Source organism: Flavobacterium adiutor (assembly GCF_048282555.1).
GTDB lineage: Bacteria > Bacteroidota > Bacteroidia > Flavobacteriales > Flavobacteriaceae > Flavobacterium.
Map to the genome: position 1 here is coordinate 3,907,728 of NZ_CP182487.1, position 19,670 is coordinate 3,927,397.

The window sequence follows — 19,670 nt, forward strand, 5'->3', positions numbered from 1 at the left end:
ACTTTTAAAAACACTTCAAAATATGTCCACACAGTCACATTTTTTCATTGAGTCGGGAGGATTTTCTCAGGAACTATCAGCTCAGGCTTTTGGGCCTGTTTCTGAAACTGAATTCAGACTGACTTCTAAATTTACTTTGGATAATCCCAAAAAAGCCTTTTCGATCTGTAAAGGAGTGGTTTTAGTACAGCCACAGGAAACCGATCCTCAAACGGCAACCGTTACCAAAGTAAACCTTATTCTCCGTCCTTACAAACAGCCTTTTCCGGGTTTAAATGTAAAATACTTTGTATACAGAGGTTTACAATTAACAGACTTTTTTAAAGAAGGCGTTAATGGACCTGAAATCCTTACTGATAATCCAAGTGTAAATTCTGATTTCATCAATAAAATAAATATAGATTTCAAAGCCTTTCACGAAGGCCGCAAAGATGCGCAAGGCAATGTCATAGACCCTCTTCCTTCATTTATAGCCAAATATATTGGTTATGACGAAAGTATCGATGATCTGACAATTCCTCTGGCTGCTTTCTTTTTTAAAGAATCAGAATTTGTAGCGGCAGATGATACTTTTGATGAAAAGGATGATTTTGAACTGCCAATGATTGGCATGGGTATGTCATTAGGGAATTTTGCAGTAGGGGAATGCGGGATTGATGTTGTCCTGAATTATGGTGATTACCAGCATAATTTTGACAACGCCGAATTTGATTTCAATTTAGCCTATGCCAGAGCAAAAGAAGCTGTAATCACACTTAGCGGTGATGATGTGAAGAAAAAATTACTTCGTGAACAATCTACCCAGTTTATTGATATCGCAGCCTTTTATGGTTTATTTGTTCCGGAAGGTATTGTAACCACGGTTGCCTCCGGAACAGCAACCAAAAGAAAAGGCACCGACATTTATAATGAAGTCATTGACAAATTTGCTACCAAAAACAATTGGTACGTTTACATCCAGAGCGACCGTACACGCAGTTATGATTTTTACGGAAACTATAAAATCAATGAAACGGGAACCGAGAACCTGAAAACAGGATTATTGACAGCCCCGAACTCAGAGGAAGTTCCGATGACAGCTGCCACTTATGGTACTCAGGGCTGGCCGGTCTTAATAAATGATCAGGCACAGGCCAATACTGTTACCACAAACAACCTGTACCTGCAGTTTACAACCGATAACAATAATAATTCCGCCTTTTATGGACAAATCGCCGATGTAGCCAATGCCCAAAAAGGCAATTTTATCAATGCAGACGGTTTGCGATTACCACCAGACGAACAGGGAAATTATAGCAACTTAACTACAACAATCCTGCTTACCACACCCGCAGCAGCAGGAAAAAACATTGCAACCCTCAACATATTGCTTTATCAGGGAAAAGTGAATATGTATACCGCCGGACAAACGCTGGACGAAAATAATGAACTCGTTATTCTATACGGAAAAGCCAACTTTTTTGATAATGTGTTTAGCTTAATTCATGCGAAGCCACTGTTAAAATTAGGGGGCGACCCTAGTTTTTCTAAAATGACTTCTGAAAAACTGAACCTTATCAATGAATTTTATGACAAAAAACAGCAGGGCATCTCTGTCGCACAAACACTAACTGTAAACGACATTATAGAAACAGGCGTTGAATCCCCTGCCACTGTTAAACGTGTAACCTATATCACGGAAGCCGGCGATGTCATGAACAATGCCGTCTCTGCAACCGGAAGTACCTCACCTGACACAAAAACCAGTGCTTCAGCCAGCGGTGCGGTAACTAAAAGCAAAACTTACGAGCTGCCGGATCCTTACTATTACAATCTAAAATTATTTACCGATAGTACACAAACCATAACCGGACTGGAACTAAAAACCCTGGATGGCAGTACGCCTAACAAAATTATTTTAGGATTAACCGAAGAAGAAAACAATAAAATAAAAAGATTGATTACTCCCACTTCTGGATTAAAGAATCCCCGCCTGTTTCTACTAGATCTTTTTGAAGATGGAAATGAATTGATTTCATCTGAAAACACCAAATACCAAAAATATAAAGTTGGTTTTGTAGCAGAAAACGCTGACGGTAAAAACGAATTATTTAAACCGGAGGATGATGATACTGTTTTTGTGTATTCGCTTGACAGGAGATATCATTTTAGTAAGGGGTATAGTGAGTATATGCCCAATATAGACATCAACATACCATTTTTCAATATTAACACAGTTTTATAGTATGGCAACAACTATTGCAATTTTAAAAGATGGAACTCCTGTAAGGATACATCTTTTTGACAACCCAATTTTCGATGTTGATGGTTTTTTAGTTCGATTTACGACACTAGAAATAAACCCACAAGTTTATAGATATCATCAACATGCGGAATTCAAAAGAGAAGATCGTAAAAAACCAGATTTATCGGGATATTACAATGAAGACTTATTTTTAAAATACGTTCAAAAGGTCGAACCTATTCCAACTTTAGATATTCTCACTAAATATAATTTCGATAAAATTTTAGCTACTGAAGAAGAAGAAATTACAGTTAGTACAATTGATTTCAACGAGCCTTATGACTATTTTTATAATGAAAAAAAATATACTTTTAAATTACAAAGAACTTTAGATAATAAGGGAGTACGAAATTATTTAAAACCAATAATAGAGAATTTTAAAACTGTTGATATCAAAATTAATACTGATGGTGTCAATGGAGTAACTGTTATTAATGATCAATCAACAACATCTGGTGGATATTTCTATAAAAAGAATTTAGGAGATTTTATCAATACCTCTACGATAACTAATATTCAAAAAAGTAATTTTAAAAAGATAATGACTTTGATTGTTTTTAAGATCAGAGAAATTAATAGAGATATTATTCCAATTATTGCAACTAATACACACCTTTTTGATAAAGAATCAGGTGTTGCAGATGGAGATATTGATTATAGCGATCCCACTCACGGGTTTACAGATCTTGAAAAATTACTATTTGATTTAAAAAGAGGTTGGGGGTATTATTATAGTACTCCTCCATCGATTATACCCCGTCCCTTCCGAGATAGTTTTGATGCACAATTTTCTTCGCTTTCTACTTATGAAGATTATCTGAATTATTATTCAAGTCTTCAAAATTTTTACACAAAATGTTATAGCACTAAAAATCTTAAGCATTATCCCTCAGATAAAAAATTACAATATTTATTAGAAATTTTAACGCCATCAGGATTGAGTCTTTTACCATATAATCTAATTCTGGAAACTATAAAAAGCTATTTAGTTGGCAAATTGTCCGAAGAGAGCCAAAGACATTTAGTTAGGCTTATAATCTCAATAACTCCTGCACATGCAAATGATTTTTTAGATTTTTTACTTGAAAAACAAAATGGTGATCAGACTAATTTTGAAACTATATATGAAACTCTAACTGATGGAAGGCTTGAGAGATATACTTTTGTTAATTGGTTTGTTGATGAACAAACCAATAAAAAATATTTTGCTTTTGCAATATTTGAGCTTTGGAAAGTATCTAAATACAATTTAGCTTATATAGCACCTGGCATAACACCCACATATACTTTTACAAATTTTTCAGGAGTTGATCCTACGAATTATTTTGTAATTAACCCAACCGAATACAACAATAATAATTTTTTAGAATTCTCCTCTAAGGATATTGGAATTCATAAAATTGATGTGTCTTTTGAATCTTCTATTGAAGGTAAAAAAATAAAAATTGATAAACTAATTAGAGATGAGCATGAAGTTGATATTAGAAAAACTCATGATGATAAAACTGTTTTCTTTGGGGCCTTTCATTTATACCAACAAATATCATTTTCTGGTTTTGAAGCTAATCTTGATTTAAGTATTCCGAAAAAGGCAACAGTTCCCGCCTTCTTATTTCATTTTATTGAAGAATTTGATCGTATAGCCGATTTTGACGCTGCAGCTTCTTTAGTAATAGATTTAACCACTGATGTATTATTAACTTATTTTTTAGGAGGAGCTAATTTTATTGCAGACTTAAATTATTTAAAATATACAACTAAAATAGGTAGGGCGTTAATAGGGAGTCTTGAACCCACTGAAGCAGTTGTAGTATGGAGAGGATTTGAAACAGGAAGTGAAGCTTTTACACTTACAGCAAGCTCTTTAACTCATATTAATACTTATTTAATCAGCACTGAAAACAATCTAGCTAAAAAACAAATACTAGAAGGATATCGAAAAGTATTAATTCCTCTAATCTTTTTAGGAGCGGGAGCATCACTTACAGCAAGGGCACATGCAACACGTGAAGCTGAAAGAGTTCTTGATTTAGTAAATGCTTTACCATCAGGCGTACCTCATGGATTAAGCCTGGATATGATTAACCTGTTAAATACATTAAAAGGAAGCAAAACTGTGTCCTTAACAACTTTTGGGAATAGATTGAATACTTTAGATCTCGGCGGAGTTACTAATACTATTTTTTCAAAATACAATACTGTTTTTACAGATGCGCAAAAATTAAAATTCTTTAACGATTTTCAACATATTGAGGATCTTGCATTTTGGAGATTACTAAACAATGGTAGAAATGCAAGTGGCATTCGCGATGGTAGATATATTGACAATTGGATTAGTTTAAGCGAACGAGGTCTGTCTGAAGCTAAATTTACTGAGTATATCTGTGTTCAAAGAAGAACTGATGCGCTAATTCGTTATGTTGATGATCCAATTACCAAACCAGTAATAAGCACTCTTAGTTATGAAAGAAAATTAGTTTTTATTGATACTTTTGGAGATGTGGATGATGTTACCTTTGCTAAATTTGTTGACAAACCTCAATTAATAACTTATTGGAAGAGATATTATGATGATGTCATATTGAGAGGTGATTTTTTAGGGTTAGGTCAAGGTGGAATGATAAAAATTATTGAAGAATTAGGAGATATATCTAATGATTTATTTTTAGGTTTCAAACGTAACCCTAGTAAACTTTCAGAATATATAAATTTGAATGATAGTGGGAGAGCTTTTTTAAAGAAAAATAAACATTTTTGGTTAGTTAATGGATACAAATATGAATATATTGATTCATTTAAATTAGAAATTATTAAAGCAGTAAATGAATATAAGAATAATGTATTATTTACTAATCCATTAAAAAAAGTAGAAGCATTAGACGAATTGAGAATTAGTTCTAAATTTACAAAAGGTGATTTTGTAGAAAAACCAATGAAAATTTATTTGAATAATTTGATTTCAAATGATGAGGATGTAATGTATAGTGTAGATATTTTGTTTAAAAAAGCTAATGGTACCAATTTTAAACCAAGTATATATTTAGACATAGACGCAATGGTGGTTAATACATCAATTAATAAAATTAAAACTCCATATAGTGCTAAATTGAATATAGGCGATACATTTAAGAGCGCAGGTACAAAAGCTTATGATGATGCACAAAAATTAGAGTTTTTTAGAAATTTGCCCGAAGATATAAGTCAAGCAAAATCTTACATAATTAATCAAAATAAAAAAGTTTGGAAAGACGTCTCAAGGCCTCAAGATTTAAATCAAATATTTTCCATTGAAGTAAAATACATCGATAAATCAGGACAGAGTCAGACAATGCCTTTATCAAATTTTAAACAAAAATTAAAATCAACTCCATATTTAAGAAATGATTTTATAGAAATAAATCCATCAACATTTGGGACGACTAGAGAAAAGTTAATGGAAAGTACTTATAATAGAATAATAACCGATTAAAATAATAAATATGTCATTTGAAATTAGATACATTATAGGAAATTTAGACACTTATTTTAGAAGAGAAGAAATGAGTGTATTACTTTATTACGCAAAAAGCATTAATGATACTTTAGCTGGTAATTTTTATTATTTACTTCAAAAAGAAACAGTTTATAAAATAAGAAATAATATTAGTATTGGCAATTCTAACTCTTTTGATGATATGCATGCCTATTTCAATATAAATGAGATACAAAATTGCATTCAATTTATAAATAATCAATTAGTACCAGCAATGCAAAATGAAACGATAAGTATGTGGGAGAAATACGGAGGTTTTGAAATTATGAAGAGTCTTATAAATAATGCTCCAGATAATCATTGGAGCCATGATTTAAGTATAAATCATGATTATGTCCCAGAAGATATGGAATATTATATTGACATGGTAATTGAGATAAAGGAATTATTGCAAGAATCTTTAAATGTAAGCACTCCAATATTGATAAGCTATGTGGATTAGCCATGTCTAGTACCCCTCGCTGGCGCGAGCGCAATGTCATTAAGTTAAGAGTTTTTAGGTTGAAATATCAGGTGTTTTTAATTTTGCTTTAATACTATTTTTTGTATTTTTTGCAATCAAATAAATCATCTAAATTTTGAAAAAAAAACGACTACTTTTATCTTCAACAAAATTAAAAACGAAATTTTTTCAGAAGAATTTAAGTCGCAATTTAGAATGTCTGATAAGTATTTCATTAGAAACCGAAAGCAATATTTTCCTATCATTTTACTCTTTATGCTAAACCTTCTGAAAAAAAGTTTATCTCTTGAAATTGAAAATTTTATTTCATTTTTTAAGCCCCCCTGCTGGCGCGAGCATCATGCTCGTGAACGCAAAGTATATCTTTTACAGTAACTCAAAACCGTCCCCCCCTGCTGGCGCGAGCATCATGCTCGTGAACACAAAGTATATCTTTTACAGTAACTCAAAACTACCCAGTTAACAAAAGAGAAGTATTTCTTACATTAGCTCAAAAAAATAAATGAGCAGAAAATACAAGTTTGGAGAAAAAACCGGAGCATACTTTATAAGTTTTGCTACGGTTTACTGGATAGATGTATTTACAAGGGATGAGTATTTTGCAAACATCACAGAATCATTAGATTATTGTCGGAAGCATAAGTCTATGGAGCTTTATGGCTATTGTATCATGCCTAGCCATATTCTCCCCGCTGGCGCGAGCATCATGCTCGTGAACACAAAGTATATCTTTTACAGTAACTCAAAACTACCCAGTTAACAAAAGAGAAGTATTTCCCACGCTGGCGCAAGCGTCCCGCTCGTGAACGCAAAGTATATCTTTTACAGTAACTCAAAACTGTACAGTTCATAAAAGCGAAGTATTTCTTACATTAGCTCAAAAAAGTAAATGAGCAGAAAATACAAGTTTGGAGAAAAAACCGGAGCATACTTTTTAAGTTTTGCTACGGTTTACTGGATAGATGTATTTACAAGGGAGGAGTATTTTGCAAATATTACTGAATCATTAGATTATTGTCGAAAAAATAAATCTATGGAACTTTATGGCTATTGTATCATGCCTAGCCATATTCATTTAATTTTTAGATCAGCAAACGGAGATCCTTCAGGATTAATAAGAGACTTTAAAGGCTTTACTTCCAGAAAAATGCTCAAAGCAATCGAAGAAAATCCACAAGAAAGCAGAAAAGAAACCTAACGAAGTGGTTCGGCGGAGCCAATGGATGTTATGGATGTTTGAAAGAGCCGGAAAGAAAAATAGCAATGTAAAATTCAGGCAGTTTTGGCAGCAAAACAATAAGCCCATTGAAATCTGGTCTTTAAAAGTTTTTGAGCAAAAATTAAATTACATTCATAACAATCCAGTTGAAACCGGCTTTGTAACGAATCCTATAGACTGGAAATATAGCTCTGCCAGAAATTATGGAGATAATGACCAAACTGTTTTAGAAATTGATATTAATTGATGATGCTTACGTTCACGAGCGGGACGCTCGCGCCAGCGGGGGTTTGACAAAGCTGGAAGACCTAGAATGAACGATACAGAAACTAAATTTTTATTTAACGACTTATTAATTTAATTTCCGTATATTAGTCCTTTATTTATAAAGGCTATGGAAGATTTTAAGGGTCAAAATATACTCAATTTGGTAAAAGAATTACCAGATGATTTGTCATGTAAGGCATATTTAAGCAAAATCAAGTGGATGGATGGCTTTAAATGTAGTAAATGTGGTTCTGATAAAGGATGTGAGAAGAGTGGTTATAATTATCACTGTTACGGTTGTAATCATGTAGAAAGTTCAACAGCTAACACGCTTTTTCATAAGGTTAAATTTGGTTTGCAAAAGGCATTTTTAATTGTATTTGAAATGAGTACATCCACTAAAAGTTTATCCAGTACTCAAGTAGCAAAGCGCTATGGAATTAGTCAGACTACAGCCTGGTTTTTTATGCAAAAAGTGAGAGTTGCTATGAAAAGCAGTAAAAATTATCCTTTGTCAGAAATTGTTCACGTGGATGAGTTTGTAATTGGTGGAAAAGAAGATGGTAAACAAGGTAGAAGTTATGATACAAAGAAGACAAAAGCAGTCATAGCCGTTGAATTGACTAATAAAAAAAGAATAAAACGAGTATATGTAAAAGCCATTGATGACTATTCTGCTAAATCATTAACACCTATTTTTGAAGAACATATTTCTACAACAGCCAAAGTTTTTACTGATAAATGGAGAGGTTATAACCCTTTAAAAGCGACATACAATATCGAACAAACTCAAAGTAATAACGGAAAGAATTTTAAAGAATTGCACATCATGATTCATCAAATAAAGTCATGGATAAGGACAATACCTTCACATATAAGTAAAAAACATATACAAGGTTACTTTGATGAGTTTTGCTATAGAATAAATAGATCTATTTTTAAAGAAACTATTTTCCACAAAACCATACAAAGAATGGTTAAGGAATCTCCAATTAAGCATAATCAAATAATACAGAAACTAACTATATAACTCGTTTTATTTAATTTTTTTGAGAATCATTTTCATAAAGGTAATAGATTTGTTATTGAAATAGAATCAGGGCTTTATACTTGTACATCGTGTCAAAAATATTTACAAGCAGCACAAAATTTTGCAAAATCCGAAGGTAAAATTTTAGAAATTAAATTTATTGCGCATCCAAAAGCTGAAGATTCAAGAGAAGTCTTTAATTTATTAAAAAAATAAAAATAATGAATATAGAAATTTTAACCTATTTAAGAGATAATCCAATAAAATACCCTAACGATACAGAATATCGAGGAGAAATAAAAGGAATTGCATTAAATGAAATAGAAGAATTAGAGCAATTATACAATAATGGTATTGCGTTCCCAAAAGGATTAAGAGAGTTATTGTTTTTAGCAGGTGATTATTGTTATGTATTAGATACAGGTTGGTATGACTCCCAAGAAGAAATGCAAATAGCAGCAAGAGAATGGTTAGTAAAATTTAGTAAGAACATATCAAGACCCTTTTTTGTTATTGATGTATATAATGCTACTGACCAGTTTTTGTATGTTTATTTAGATGAAGGAGACAATCCATATGTTTATCAGGCTTATTTGCCAGAAAGAACTGATGTTGAGCATTTTTATAGTTTAAATAAAAAATTATCAGAATACATTAATGGTCTCATAAATACAGTAAAACAAGGATATAATCCATTTTAGAATTAGTACAAATATGTGAGCTTTTGTATAATACATTAGTCTTTTTACTAATATTAAAAGTTACAATTATGTTACGAATAGAAATTAATAATCCCAATTTAATTCTAGATGATATGCCTACTAATTGGGGAGAAGGAATTTTTCACTATAATGGAGAACTTTTTGAAGGCATTATGTATGAGTATTTTCCTGATTCAACTCAATTATCCCCCCTGCTGGCGCGAGCATCATGCTCGTGAACGCAAAGTATATCTTTTACAGTAACTCAAAACCGTCCCCCCCTGCTGGCGCGAGCATCATGCTCGTGAACACAAAGTATATCTTTTACAGTAACTCAAAACTACCCAGTTAACAAAAGAGAAGTATTTCTTACATTAGCTCAAAAAAATAAATGAGCAGAAAATACAAGTTTGGAGAAAAAACCGGAGCATACTTTATAAGTTTTGCTACGGTTTACTGGATAGATGTATTTACAAGGGATGAGTATTTTGCAAACATCACAGAATCATTAGATTATTGTCGGAAGCATAAGTCTATGGAGCTTTATGGCTATTGTATCATGCCTAGCCATATTCTCCCCTGCTGGCGCGAGCATCATGCTCGTGAACACAAAGTATATCTTTTACATTAACTCAGAACTACCCAGTTAACAAAAGAGAAGTATTTCTTACATTAGCTCAAAAAAATAAATGAGCAGAAAATACAAGTTTGGAGAAAAAACCGGAGCCTACTTTATAAGTTTTGCTACGGTTTACTGGATAGATGTATTTACAAGGGAGGAGTATTTTGCAAATATTACTGAATCATTAGATTATTGTCGAAAAAATAAATCTATGGAACTTTATGGCTATTGTATCATGCCTAGCCATATTCATTTAATTTTTAGATCAGCAAACGGAGATCCTTCAGGATTAATAAGAGACTTTAAAGGCTTTACTTCCAGAAAAATGCTCAAAGCAATCGAAGAAAATCCACAAGAAAGCAGAAAAGAGTGGATGTTATGGATGTTTGAAAGAGCCGGAAAGAAAAATAGCAATGTAAAATTCAGGCAGTTTTGGCAGCAAAACAATAAGCCCATTGAAATCTGGTCTTTAAAAGTTTTTGAGCAAAAATTAAATTACATTCATAACAATCCAGTTGAAACCGGCTTTGTAACGAATCCTATAGACTGGAAATATAGCTCTGCCAGAAATTATGGAGATAATGATCAAACTGTTTTAGAAATTGATATTAATTGATGATGCTTACGTTCACGAGCGGGACGCTCGCGCCAGCGGGGGTGATAAACAAGAAGCAATTTACATTAAATGGGCGGAAATTTTAGGAAAAAAAAAGCAATGGGCAAAAGATGAAATTAGAAGTATGAAACGTTATTATAAAAATAGAGGTTTTATTCCAAAAGAAAAGATAATTAAATTAAATGGAAATCAAATAGAAACTTTAGCTAAAAATTTAGAGAATTATCCTGAACTTCTTAAAACCGATATTACTATAAAATTAAGAGGTATTAACGATGTTAGTCCTTCAATACTATATAAAAATTAATATTATGAGCACAACCATTTATTACACAAATAATGATGATCAGTTTTTAACAAATCAACAATTAAGTTTCATAAAAGAATTTAAAAAAGTTACAAATGTTAATAATCAGGTAAAAAAAATTGAATATTATGAAAATGAAATTATAAATCAAATAGACTATTATAAACATTCATCCGAAAATTTATTAGATATTTTTAATTCCTTAGGCTCTAACACTGTAAATATAATAACAATTGAAAATGATAATAGTTATGTTATTATGATTGAAAGTTATTATATAGAAAGCATTTTAAGTAATGTCGAGAAAAAATTATTATCAGATTCAAAGGTTATTTGTGTACAGGATTATGGGGCAAATAATATTCCAAAATTAGACACCACAGTAAAATACATATATGATAGCTTAGGGTCTAAAATAGGTGAAGAAATTTTTAGTTTTAGATATAATGCTGATGGATCATTAAAAAATGTTTCAGGTATTGGCTATCCTTTTAGTAATGATAATCAAACACTGGATGCTGATGAAATTCCTCTATATTTCCCAAATCTGTTAATTGACAACCCATATTATGCTAATGCAACTTTTTTACCATAAAAAAGATATGGCAACAACCCCGTATCGTCCTAAAATAGGTTTACACTTTCTTGTAAACCTATTTCCAACACAAGGCACTCATAAAAAAAAACAGCTCAAAGCCTAAACTCTTTTGAGCTGTTTTAAACTACAATTTCAGTAAAAAACACTGAAAAACATGATCATAAAAACTGTCATGCTACAGACAGAAAATCATGATCTTATAAACCCAAAAAATACATTCTGCATACCTGGCAGGGAACTTAAAAACCATAAGCTTCCCTCCTCTTTTACTGGCTTTTTTCAAAGCCGGAACTAAAACTATTATCCGTTTGCTTTACAACTCTGTAAAGTCCCGGAACAACCCTGTTAAACCGCTAAGCATCCGTTTCTTAAAGCTCAAAATTAAGCTCATCTTTACACTGTCAAAAGGAATAAATCACTGATAAAAACCAAAGAAGCGAACCCTTTTAAAAGTATTATGAAGCTAAAATAAAGTATCGCAGCTTATAAATTACCGAACCAAAAAATCATGCATTTAATTGTGCTGATCGGTTTGACAGTACTACAATTTATCATGCAAAAAATGAACAAAAATTAAAGTCAAAAAAATACAGAATATGTCAAATCCAATTACAGCGGTTCCAATTCCTGCAGCAAGATACTACCCTCGCTTGTCCGAGATTATCTCTGTAGACGATTTACCTGAATTTTTATCGTTTGTCCAAAATGGTTTAAATTCCATTTTTGATAAAATTCATTACAAAAACTTACAATATTCAAAAGGATATCGCGGTGACTCGGCTTTTTACAGCCTGGATATCGTAACGAGCAAAAAACTGGCGCTTCCTTTGCCTTTTGGCTTAGGACTTGTGCTTAATCCCGACCTCAAAGACAACGACTCTTCGATTTCATCGTTTCCTATTACGCTTGAATATCAATGGGAGATATTAGCTTTCATAAAAACATTCAGCTCCAGCAGTTTTTCTTTTTCCTTAGAAGATTTTTACAAAGTAGGATTACAGGTTTTCCGTATCAGCGAAGAACAGGTTATTGCCCACATGCTGAATATTTTTGTTGAAGCTTCTGAAGGAAAAACAAAATTCGAACAGCTATTGGCTGACATTACTAACAAACAAGGACTTACAGACGAATTAGAATTCCCTGAAGACGTTGAACAATCAATCAACAGCCTTATCACGCTCATCAACAACAATACAACGATTACAAAATCGATTCCGATGCTTTTGTTTGCCGTTTATATCGCAAAAAATGATATCGCAGATACGAAAGCAAAGCTTCAGGAATTCTACAACATCATCGCTCCGGACGGCATCGAAGCCCATATTAAAAGAATTATTATGCCAAAAGCCAAAGCGACACTTGAGTTGAGTGCAGGTATTGAGTTTCCGCCAAATGTCCTAAAACCAGTTAACGAATTCGGTCAGCCTGACAACCAGGCAACTAAATCAACATTTGTTTTTGCCAAAGCCCAGTTGTATGCAGACACTGAAGCCGGTATTGGTTATCAATTAGAATTGGGAGGATCATTATTCCCTCCTAAAGCCATGATTGGCAACACCGGAATGATCCTTGAATTAGACACTTTAAAAGTCGATTTAAGCAAGAGAACCAACATTCCCGAAGCTGATGCCGATGGACGTTCAAATGACTTCGTAGGTGTCTATGCAAGAGCAGTATCAGTCAGCCTGCCTTCAAAATGGTTTAATCCCCCTCCTGAGGAAGAAGAGGGTACTGAGCCTACCATAAAAATTGGAGCTTCTGATTTATTGATTGGATCAGGAGGTTTATCCGGAAATATCTATCTGGAAACAATTCCTGTACCTATTAATGGCGAATTCAGTTATTTCATCGACAAATTCGACTTATTTTATCCTGTCACTATGTACGGAAAAAAAGAGGAAAGTGATGAAGTAGAGGAAATTGAAATTGAGGATTATGAGGCCTTAATTGCCTTTTTACAGCAATTAAAAACTGCCGGGCTGCCTTACCCTTTTAAATATCCTTTAACATTAGAGACTAAAGAGGATTTAGTACATGCCACTATTAAACCATCTACTCTCTATACTTTTGATAATGCAAAAGACTATCAGGCATTTTTGTCACAGCTTATTGAAAATACACTTTGGAAAACTATAGGTTCACCAAGCCGAGGATTTAAGGTAGGTTTCAATAAATTTGATATTTCTTTTAAACAGAATAAGGTTATCGGTTCTAATATTAAAGGACAGTTAATCCTTGAAAAATTTAAAAACGCTGATAATGATCCATTCAGTGCAATTGTTGAAGGACATTTATACGAGGATGGCGATTTTAATCTAACCGCTTCATTTAATAAAGAAAACCCTCCTACTGCTACATTATTCAAGCTGGTACGTTTTGATTTCTTAAGCATGGAGTTTGGAAAAGAAGATGACGATTATTACATCGGTACTTCGTGTTATATTACGTTTCCGAATCCTGTCATGCAGAAGATCCTGAACGGACAAGGGATTTCTGTAGATAAACTGCGTATCTACAGCGATGGAAGCATTGAAGTTGAAGGTGGTTCTATTCCTATTCCGGGACATATTAATTTAAATCTTGGACCAGTAAAAGTTGCCGTTACCAATATTAACTTTGGTTCAACCCAGATTAATGGCCGCAAATTTAACTTTTTTGGATTTGACGGCGCCATTAGTGTAAACCCTTTAGGAGTTGATGCCCGCGGAGAAGGTATTAAATATTATTTCCCTGCTGATGGCAGTTTTGACGGTGATTTTTTAAGAATCCAAACGATCGAAGTTGATTTGATGATTCCGGGAACAGCCACGACTGCATCGGCTATGGCTATTATTCACGGTATGATTTCTCTTCCTGAACCGGGAAAATCAAAAGAATTCATAGGTGAAGTTTCCTTAAAATTACCAAAGGCTAAAATATCTGGTAGTGTCGGCATGCGTTTTATGCCTAAACATCCTGCTTATTTAGTAGATGCCTCTATTGAATTGCCTACTCCTATTCCGATTGGATTTATGTCGATTTCAGGTTTCAGGGGGCTTTTGGGCTACAGATATGTGGCAACAAAACAAGCAGTAGGATTAAAAGTCGAAGATTCCTGGTATGATTTCTACAAATCGCCAAAACCGGGTATTAATATTAAAAAATTTGTTGGTCCGCCAGATTCCTTAGAATATGATTCACCTTTTTCTATTGGAGCGGGTGCTACATTAGGAACTACAGGTGATGGCGGATATATCATGTCCTTACGAGCCATGATGCTGCTCTCCCTGCCTAACCTGTTTTATGTGGATGCAGGACTAAACGTTATTTCACAAAGACTGGGTATGATTGAAGATGATCCAAGCAATCCGCCATTTTTTGCTATGGTTGCGTTTGGGGATGATTCATTAGAATTAGCTGCCGGAGCCAACTTTAATATTCCTAAAGATGGTGGAGAAATCTTTCAGTTAAAAGCTTTATTACAAGCCGGATTTTACTTTAAAAATCAAAAGCCCTGGTATGTAAATTTTGGAACAAGAAACAATCCTATTGAGGCGAAGATATTTAATCTGTTCACGGTCAAAGCCTTTATTATGATTTCTGCTCAGGGAATTGAAGCCGGTGCAAGGCTAGATCTTAATCTGGACAAAAAATTTGGTCCTGCTCAGGTAAAATTATGGGCTTACTTAGAAATGGGAGGGAAAATTTCATTCAAGCGTCCTCAAATGGGAGGTTATATGAGTGCAGGAGGTGGCATCCGTATCAAAATATGGATTGTAACGGTTGAAATTACCTTAAATACTATATTTTCAATCGAATCATTCAAACCATTTTTAATTTATGCCCAGTTAAATTTATCCGTACGTATTAAAATAGGTTTTGTGAAAGTACGTAAGAGTTTCAAGATTGAGCTGCAATGGGATATTAACAGAATTATAGACCGTACGCCTTACAGTCCGCTTCCAAAAGGAACTGCCGGAGACGATCAGGATAACAGAACATCAGATTCTGTAAAAGGGGTACACATGCTTACCAATCAGCCTTTTGCACTTGATTATTTCAAACTACCAGGTGAAAAAGGGCATGATGCTAATAAGTTTGACGCCAATGGAAAACCTAAAGGAGATGCAATCACAAAAATAATTCCGCTGGATACCTATATTGATATTAAAATGGCTAAAGGATTATTGCCAAATAAGGACTTAGCCACTAAAATTGGCGGATACACCGCTGATGCAAAAAATTACACCATTTTAATGCCACCAGACAAAACTACCAAAGCAGGGAGAACGCTTCGTCAGGTTAAACATCAGTTTTCTATTAAATCTATTGAGTTAAATACCTGGAATTACACAACAAACCAATGGGAAGAATATCATCCTTTTGAAGCAGTTGTAAAACCAGCAGACAGAACGTCTGAATTAAAAAAATTACCATGGGCACAATGGCAAAAAGTAATGGATCAGTATGATACAATTCGTGTTTTAGCAACCAATCCGTTCTCTTTTTTAAGTTCCGGAGAACCAGGCTGGCATATTCCTGAACAATATGGCATTACAGCTTCCAGATTATTCTGTCCATCCGACAAAATCGCATCTGAACATACCGATTTTCTTAATAAGGATATTGGAACACGCTATTATGTACCAACTCAATATGAGTCTGATAAAATTAACGGTCTTTTCTTTAAACTGATTGGTGAAGACCTGGTTATTGAATCTGAAGAAAACGAAGAGGAAGGCGAAGGTGAAACTGAACCAGTAACTGAAACTCAACCGGTAACTGAAGTTGAAATTGGAGATTTTATGAGCATTACTGGAGAAACTAATTCGCATAATCATAACAGATCTTTATCTTTCAAAAACTACAACCAGCTGGAAATTTTGTTCCCTGATTCGGCTATGGAGCCTACCCTAAGATTGTCTACGCAGGCAAAACAGGTAAGAATCAGCGCTTACGTTTCTGTATTCAAAACAGACACCGATAAATTTGCTACGTATGAAAAAGTTCAACTGAAAAAAACAGCGGACGAAATAGTAGAGGAAACAGCCTCAAAAGAGTTAACATATACGAAGGAAGAATTATTGTCAGCTATAACCTTATTTCACGAAAACAATGAAGATCCTTCAAAAAACAAAATTGATAAAATCGTCATTACTCCTGTAGGTGCCAATACAGACCGTATTATTGAAATCAGAAATGAAATTGCAGCCCTGTTTGATGAAGCCTATAATGATGATGAAGGAAACATTAGCATTTCCAGCCCTTCTGATTTAGAAGGATACAATGAGTTAATGAATGAATTGACACAATTAAAAGAAGAAGCCGGTAATACCAACAGTACTCCTGTGGGGAATCCTGCTCCATTAACGTACACGAATTTTTACGGTTATCTCGGAAAAGCTGTTTATGAATTCGATAACGTATTTAAATATGGCGATACAAGTCTTATTTCGTTCAGTCCGCAGGAAAATACAACAGTTCTTGTACAAATTGATGCGCAGGGAAATATACTAAGAGAGCGCTTACTAAGCGGTGTAATCACTTCTATGCAGGTTGTAAATGGCAATTTATTACTTACTCAGGGTCTGACTACCAAAGTATGTAAAGGAATTGGAAAAGCGGCTATTGATGTTGATTTTGTAGTAGGATGTGCAGATCCGGCGGCGACAACGGCAATCATTGAACTGGATTCAGAATTAAACCAAATTTTCGCAAAACAATATCAAAATACCTATTCAGACAGCTTCAATAAACTGTTTGCATTAGCCAATAACGAACTGCTTTGGATCAATACACTTGAGGATAAAACACAAATCAACTGGATTAACGGTACTGACCGTGCTGTTGTTCAGCGTGTAGAAATCGACACAACGGCAATTAAAGCTCTTCAGCATAATGCGACTGAATTTATTCTGATTACAAAAGATAAAAAAATCATTCGTTTAAAAATTAATCCGGAAACGAAAGCAATAAGCGTAATAGAAACAAAAGTAATCGCTGATGTTTCAATTACCGAAATTACTGATGCCGTAATTGCTGACAATAAAGTTTTTGTTTCGGTTAAACTGCAAGACGATAAATTCGGACTGGCACAAATCAACGGTACTACGCTGAATATTGTTAAAAATAATACCATTTTTGATTCGGCTATTTATTTCTCTAACAAACCGTTAAGTGACAATTCTGTTATTGTTTACAACCAAAGTTATTTATTCGTATTCAATGCAGCATTAGAGCTTACACGATTAATCAAAAGAAGCAGTGAAGAAGATAATGCCTCTATTATTAACATTCAAAATGAACCGTCGGAAAATGAAATTGTGATGCTCTCTTCTAAAAAGAATGAGAAAGGAGTTTACTATTCCTTATTTAGTAATCTGTTTGACAACTGTTCACTGCATTCTGCGACGATTAATCCGGTTACGCTGTCAACCTCAGCTTTAACAAGCGGAACGGTTCTTTTGACGCCACTTAGTTTAGTAACAGACACCAATTATATAAAAGAACCTAAAACTTCGAATTTAATTACAGTAAACAGTGTTATTTGTTCAAATGCAAACCATGAGGATGAAGAATTAGAATATACTACCAGTGTACAACGTATTGACTGGTTAAGTAAAGAGAGTTACATCCATAATATCAACATCCCTGATTCTTTCGCTGTAGAAGCAAGTAACAAGGCTATGGGAGATGCAATCCGAAATACGGTTCAGCCTATCTGGAGACCAAACACTACCTACTGTTTACATTTTACTTTAACAGATAAAATAGATGACAAAGAGGAGAAAGAGTTTAAGTATTACTACGGGTTCAAAACATTAGGACCTGTTGGGCACTACCCTGTTCCGCCAGCTACAACTTCTGCACCACAGAATGAGCTGACCAATTTATCAAACTCTCCGTTGAGTTCATTGAGACAATACTTAGATTATAACCGTTCTTACCCGAATGCAGATGGTAATTTTTTACAATCTAAACCTTCTTTTTATGGAAACGAAGATTGCAAAGTAGCCCTGTTTTTTACAAGTCCGTACGTATATCACATGTTTACAGATTGGGAAGAATACGGAAGCAGCAGACCGGCTATTGAAGGTGCTATGAACCTTACCATTAAAGACCCTCTTAACGATGTTCTTATTAATTATCCATTAGACAGCACTACAGCGGCTCATCCTAAAGCAAATCAAAACATAAAGTGGGCCGACGATAATGATCCCCGAATTCCTTCAAGTATCCAGCTATTGAGGAATCTGGCTAAGGACAACCATTGTGCATTGGTAATTGGAGACGGTATACAGCCAAAATCATATAGCTACGAAGTAAGTTTAACCGATTTGAAGCCTTCTAAGTTATACACCATTTTAGTAAATAATTATTATGATCTTAACCCTGATCCAAATGTAAAAGGAGAAAATATTTTAGTACACCAGTTTGGATTCAAAACTTCACGATACAAAAACTTTAAGGAACAAATACAAAGTTTTTATACTCCTATTGATGAAAGTGAATCACGTAAAGCCATATTCGATGTTAATTTAAGCTTAACACAAGGTCAGGTTGATGCTTTATATCATTTGGTTTCTGCAGCAGTAACTCCAAATCCGTTGAGTGATGCCATTGCTACTGAATACCTGCATCCGTTTGATCGTGCAATTGACGGAATCTTAAAGATGCCTCCTCTTGATCCTGCTCAAAGTACTGAAGTCAACCGAATTGTTGATACTGTAACAGGCAATGTTGTAGCGTTATTGATCCGTAATCCGGAGCCGTTTAATATTCCGAAAATGCCATTAGAAGAAATAAAGGATACCATTCTTGTTGGAAGTACACATATCGAAATGGTTGATAATGAAGAAAATGTCGAATTTACTAAAAATAATCTATACAAGGTACTGCATTCAAAAGATTATTCTCAGGCCTTGATTATGCTTGAAAATAATGCAATTACAGAAACCGGTTTAAGCATCCAGTTTGAATACAGAATGTGGAATGATGCCGGAACCCCACTGACGGTACCAAAATCATCAGAAATTATAAATCTTTAAAAAA

10 protein-coding genes and 2 pseudogenes are annotated in these 19,670 nt (G+C 33.9%); all 12 read left to right on the top strand.

Annotation, left to right across the window (positions count from 1 at the left end; translation table 11 throughout):
- The first annotated feature begins 22 nt into the window (after nucleotides 1-22).
- The 12 genes and pseudogenes from ACNC7R_RS16580 to ACNC7R_RS16635 all read left to right on the top strand — a co-directional run bounded on the left by ACNC7R_RS16580 (nucleotide 23) and on the right by ACNC7R_RS16635 (nucleotide 19,666).
- Nucleotides 23-2,224, top strand: coding sequence for a hypothetical protein (locus ACNC7R_RS16580; protein WP_417942159.1), 2,202 nt, complete (start codon nucleotides 23-25; stop codon nucleotides 2,222-2,224).
- Nucleotide 2,225: 1 nt separating this feature from the next.
- On the top strand, nucleotides 2,226-5,753 hold the full coding sequence (locus tag ACNC7R_RS16585; protein WP_417942160.1) for a hypothetical protein: 3,528 nt from the start codon (nucleotides 2,226-2,228) through the stop codon (nucleotides 5,751-5,753).
- A gap of 10 nt (nucleotides 5,754-5,763) precedes the next feature.
- The gene (locus ACNC7R_RS16590) at nucleotides 5,764-6,258 is read left to right on the top strand and encodes a hypothetical protein (protein WP_417942161.1); all 495 of its coding nucleotides are present in this window, start codon (nucleotides 5,764-5,766) and stop codon (nucleotides 6,256-6,258) included.
- 910 nt (nucleotides 6,259-7,168) lie between these two features.
- Nucleotides 7,169-7,745 (top strand): annotated as a pseudogene (locus tag ACNC7R_RS16595) (REP-associated tyrosine transposase).
- Between the two features lie 147 nt (nucleotides 7,746-7,892).
- Nucleotides 7,893-8,795, top strand: coding sequence for an IS1595 family transposase (locus ACNC7R_RS16600; protein WP_417942162.1), 903 nt, complete (start codon nucleotides 7,893-7,895; stop codon nucleotides 8,793-8,795).
- Nucleotides 8,796-9,016: 221 nt separating this feature from the next.
- Complete coding sequence (locus ACNC7R_RS16605) at nucleotides 9,017-9,496, top strand: hypothetical protein (RefSeq protein ID WP_417942163.1); 480 nt, start codon at nucleotides 9,017-9,019, stop codon at nucleotides 9,494-9,496.
- A 68-nt stretch (nucleotides 9,497-9,564) separates the two neighbouring features.
- A complete protein-coding gene (locus tag ACNC7R_RS16610; protein ID WP_417942164.1) occupies nucleotides 9,565-9,735 on the top strand; it encodes a hypothetical protein in 171 nt (56 codons plus the stop codon).
- A 152-nt stretch (nucleotides 9,736-9,887) separates the two neighbouring features.
- A pseudogene (locus tag ACNC7R_RS16615) lies at nucleotides 9,888-10,112 on the top strand (hypothetical protein); the annotation flags it as partial.
- 73 nt (nucleotides 10,113-10,185) lie between these two features.
- The gene (locus ACNC7R_RS16620; protein ID WP_417942165.1) at nucleotides 10,186-10,734 is read left to right on the top strand and encodes an REP-associated tyrosine transposase; all 549 of its coding nucleotides are present in this window, start codon (nucleotides 10,186-10,188) and stop codon (nucleotides 10,732-10,734) included.
- Nucleotides 10,721-11,041, top strand: coding sequence for a hypothetical protein (locus tag ACNC7R_RS16625; RefSeq protein ID WP_417942166.1), 321 nt, complete (start codon nucleotides 10,721-10,723; stop codon nucleotides 11,039-11,041). The genes ACNC7R_RS16620 and ACNC7R_RS16625 overlap by 14 nt, the downstream gene beginning before the upstream one ends.
- Nucleotides 11,042-11,045: 4 nt before the next feature.
- The gene (locus ACNC7R_RS16630; protein ID WP_417942167.1) at nucleotides 11,046-11,636 is read left to right on the top strand and encodes a hypothetical protein; all 591 of its coding nucleotides are present in this window, start codon (nucleotides 11,046-11,048) and stop codon (nucleotides 11,634-11,636) included.
- 599 nt (nucleotides 11,637-12,235) lie between these two features.
- Nucleotides 12,236-19,666 (top strand): hypothetical protein, encoded by a 7,431-nt coding sequence (locus ACNC7R_RS16635; RefSeq protein ID WP_417942168.1) that lies wholly within the window; start codon nucleotides 12,236-12,238, stop codon nucleotides 19,664-19,666.
- The last annotated feature ends 4 nt before the right edge of the window (nucleotides 19,667-19,670 follow it).

What these genes read in the sequence shown, in the direction of transcription:
- ACNC7R_RS16630 (WP_417942167.1), top strand. Translation starts at nt 11,046, where the DNA reads ATGAGCACAACCATTTATTACACAAATAATGATGATCAGTTTTTAACA.
- ACNC7R_RS16605 (WP_417942163.1), top strand. Translation starts at nt 9,017, where the DNA reads ATGAATATAGAAATTTTAACCTATTTAAGAGATAATCCAATAAAATAC.
- ACNC7R_RS16600 (WP_417942162.1), top strand. Translation starts at nt 7,893, where the DNA reads ATGGAAGATTTTAAGGGTCAAAATATACTCAATTTGGTAAAAGAATTA.
- ACNC7R_RS16585 (WP_417942160.1), top strand. Translation starts at nt 2,226, where the DNA reads ATGGCAACAACTATTGCAATTTTAAAAGATGGAACTCCTGTAAGGATA.
- ACNC7R_RS16580 (WP_417942159.1), top strand. Translation starts at nt 23, where the DNA reads ATGTCCACACAGTCACATTTTTTCATTGAGTCGGGAGGATTTTCTCAG.
- ACNC7R_RS16635 (WP_417942168.1), top strand. Translation starts at nt 12,236, where the DNA reads ATGTCAAATCCAATTACAGCGGTTCCAATTCCTGCAGCAAGATACTAC.
- ACNC7R_RS16610 (WP_417942164.1), top strand. Translation starts at nt 9,565, where the DNA reads ATGTTACGAATAGAAATTAATAATCCCAATTTAATTCTAGATGATATG.
- ACNC7R_RS16590 (WP_417942161.1), top strand. Translation starts at nt 5,764, where the DNA reads ATGTCATTTGAAATTAGATACATTATAGGAAATTTAGACACTTATTTT.
- ACNC7R_RS16620 (WP_417942165.1), top strand. Translation starts at nt 10,186, where the DNA reads ATGAGCAGAAAATACAAGTTTGGAGAAAAAACCGGAGCCTACTTTATA.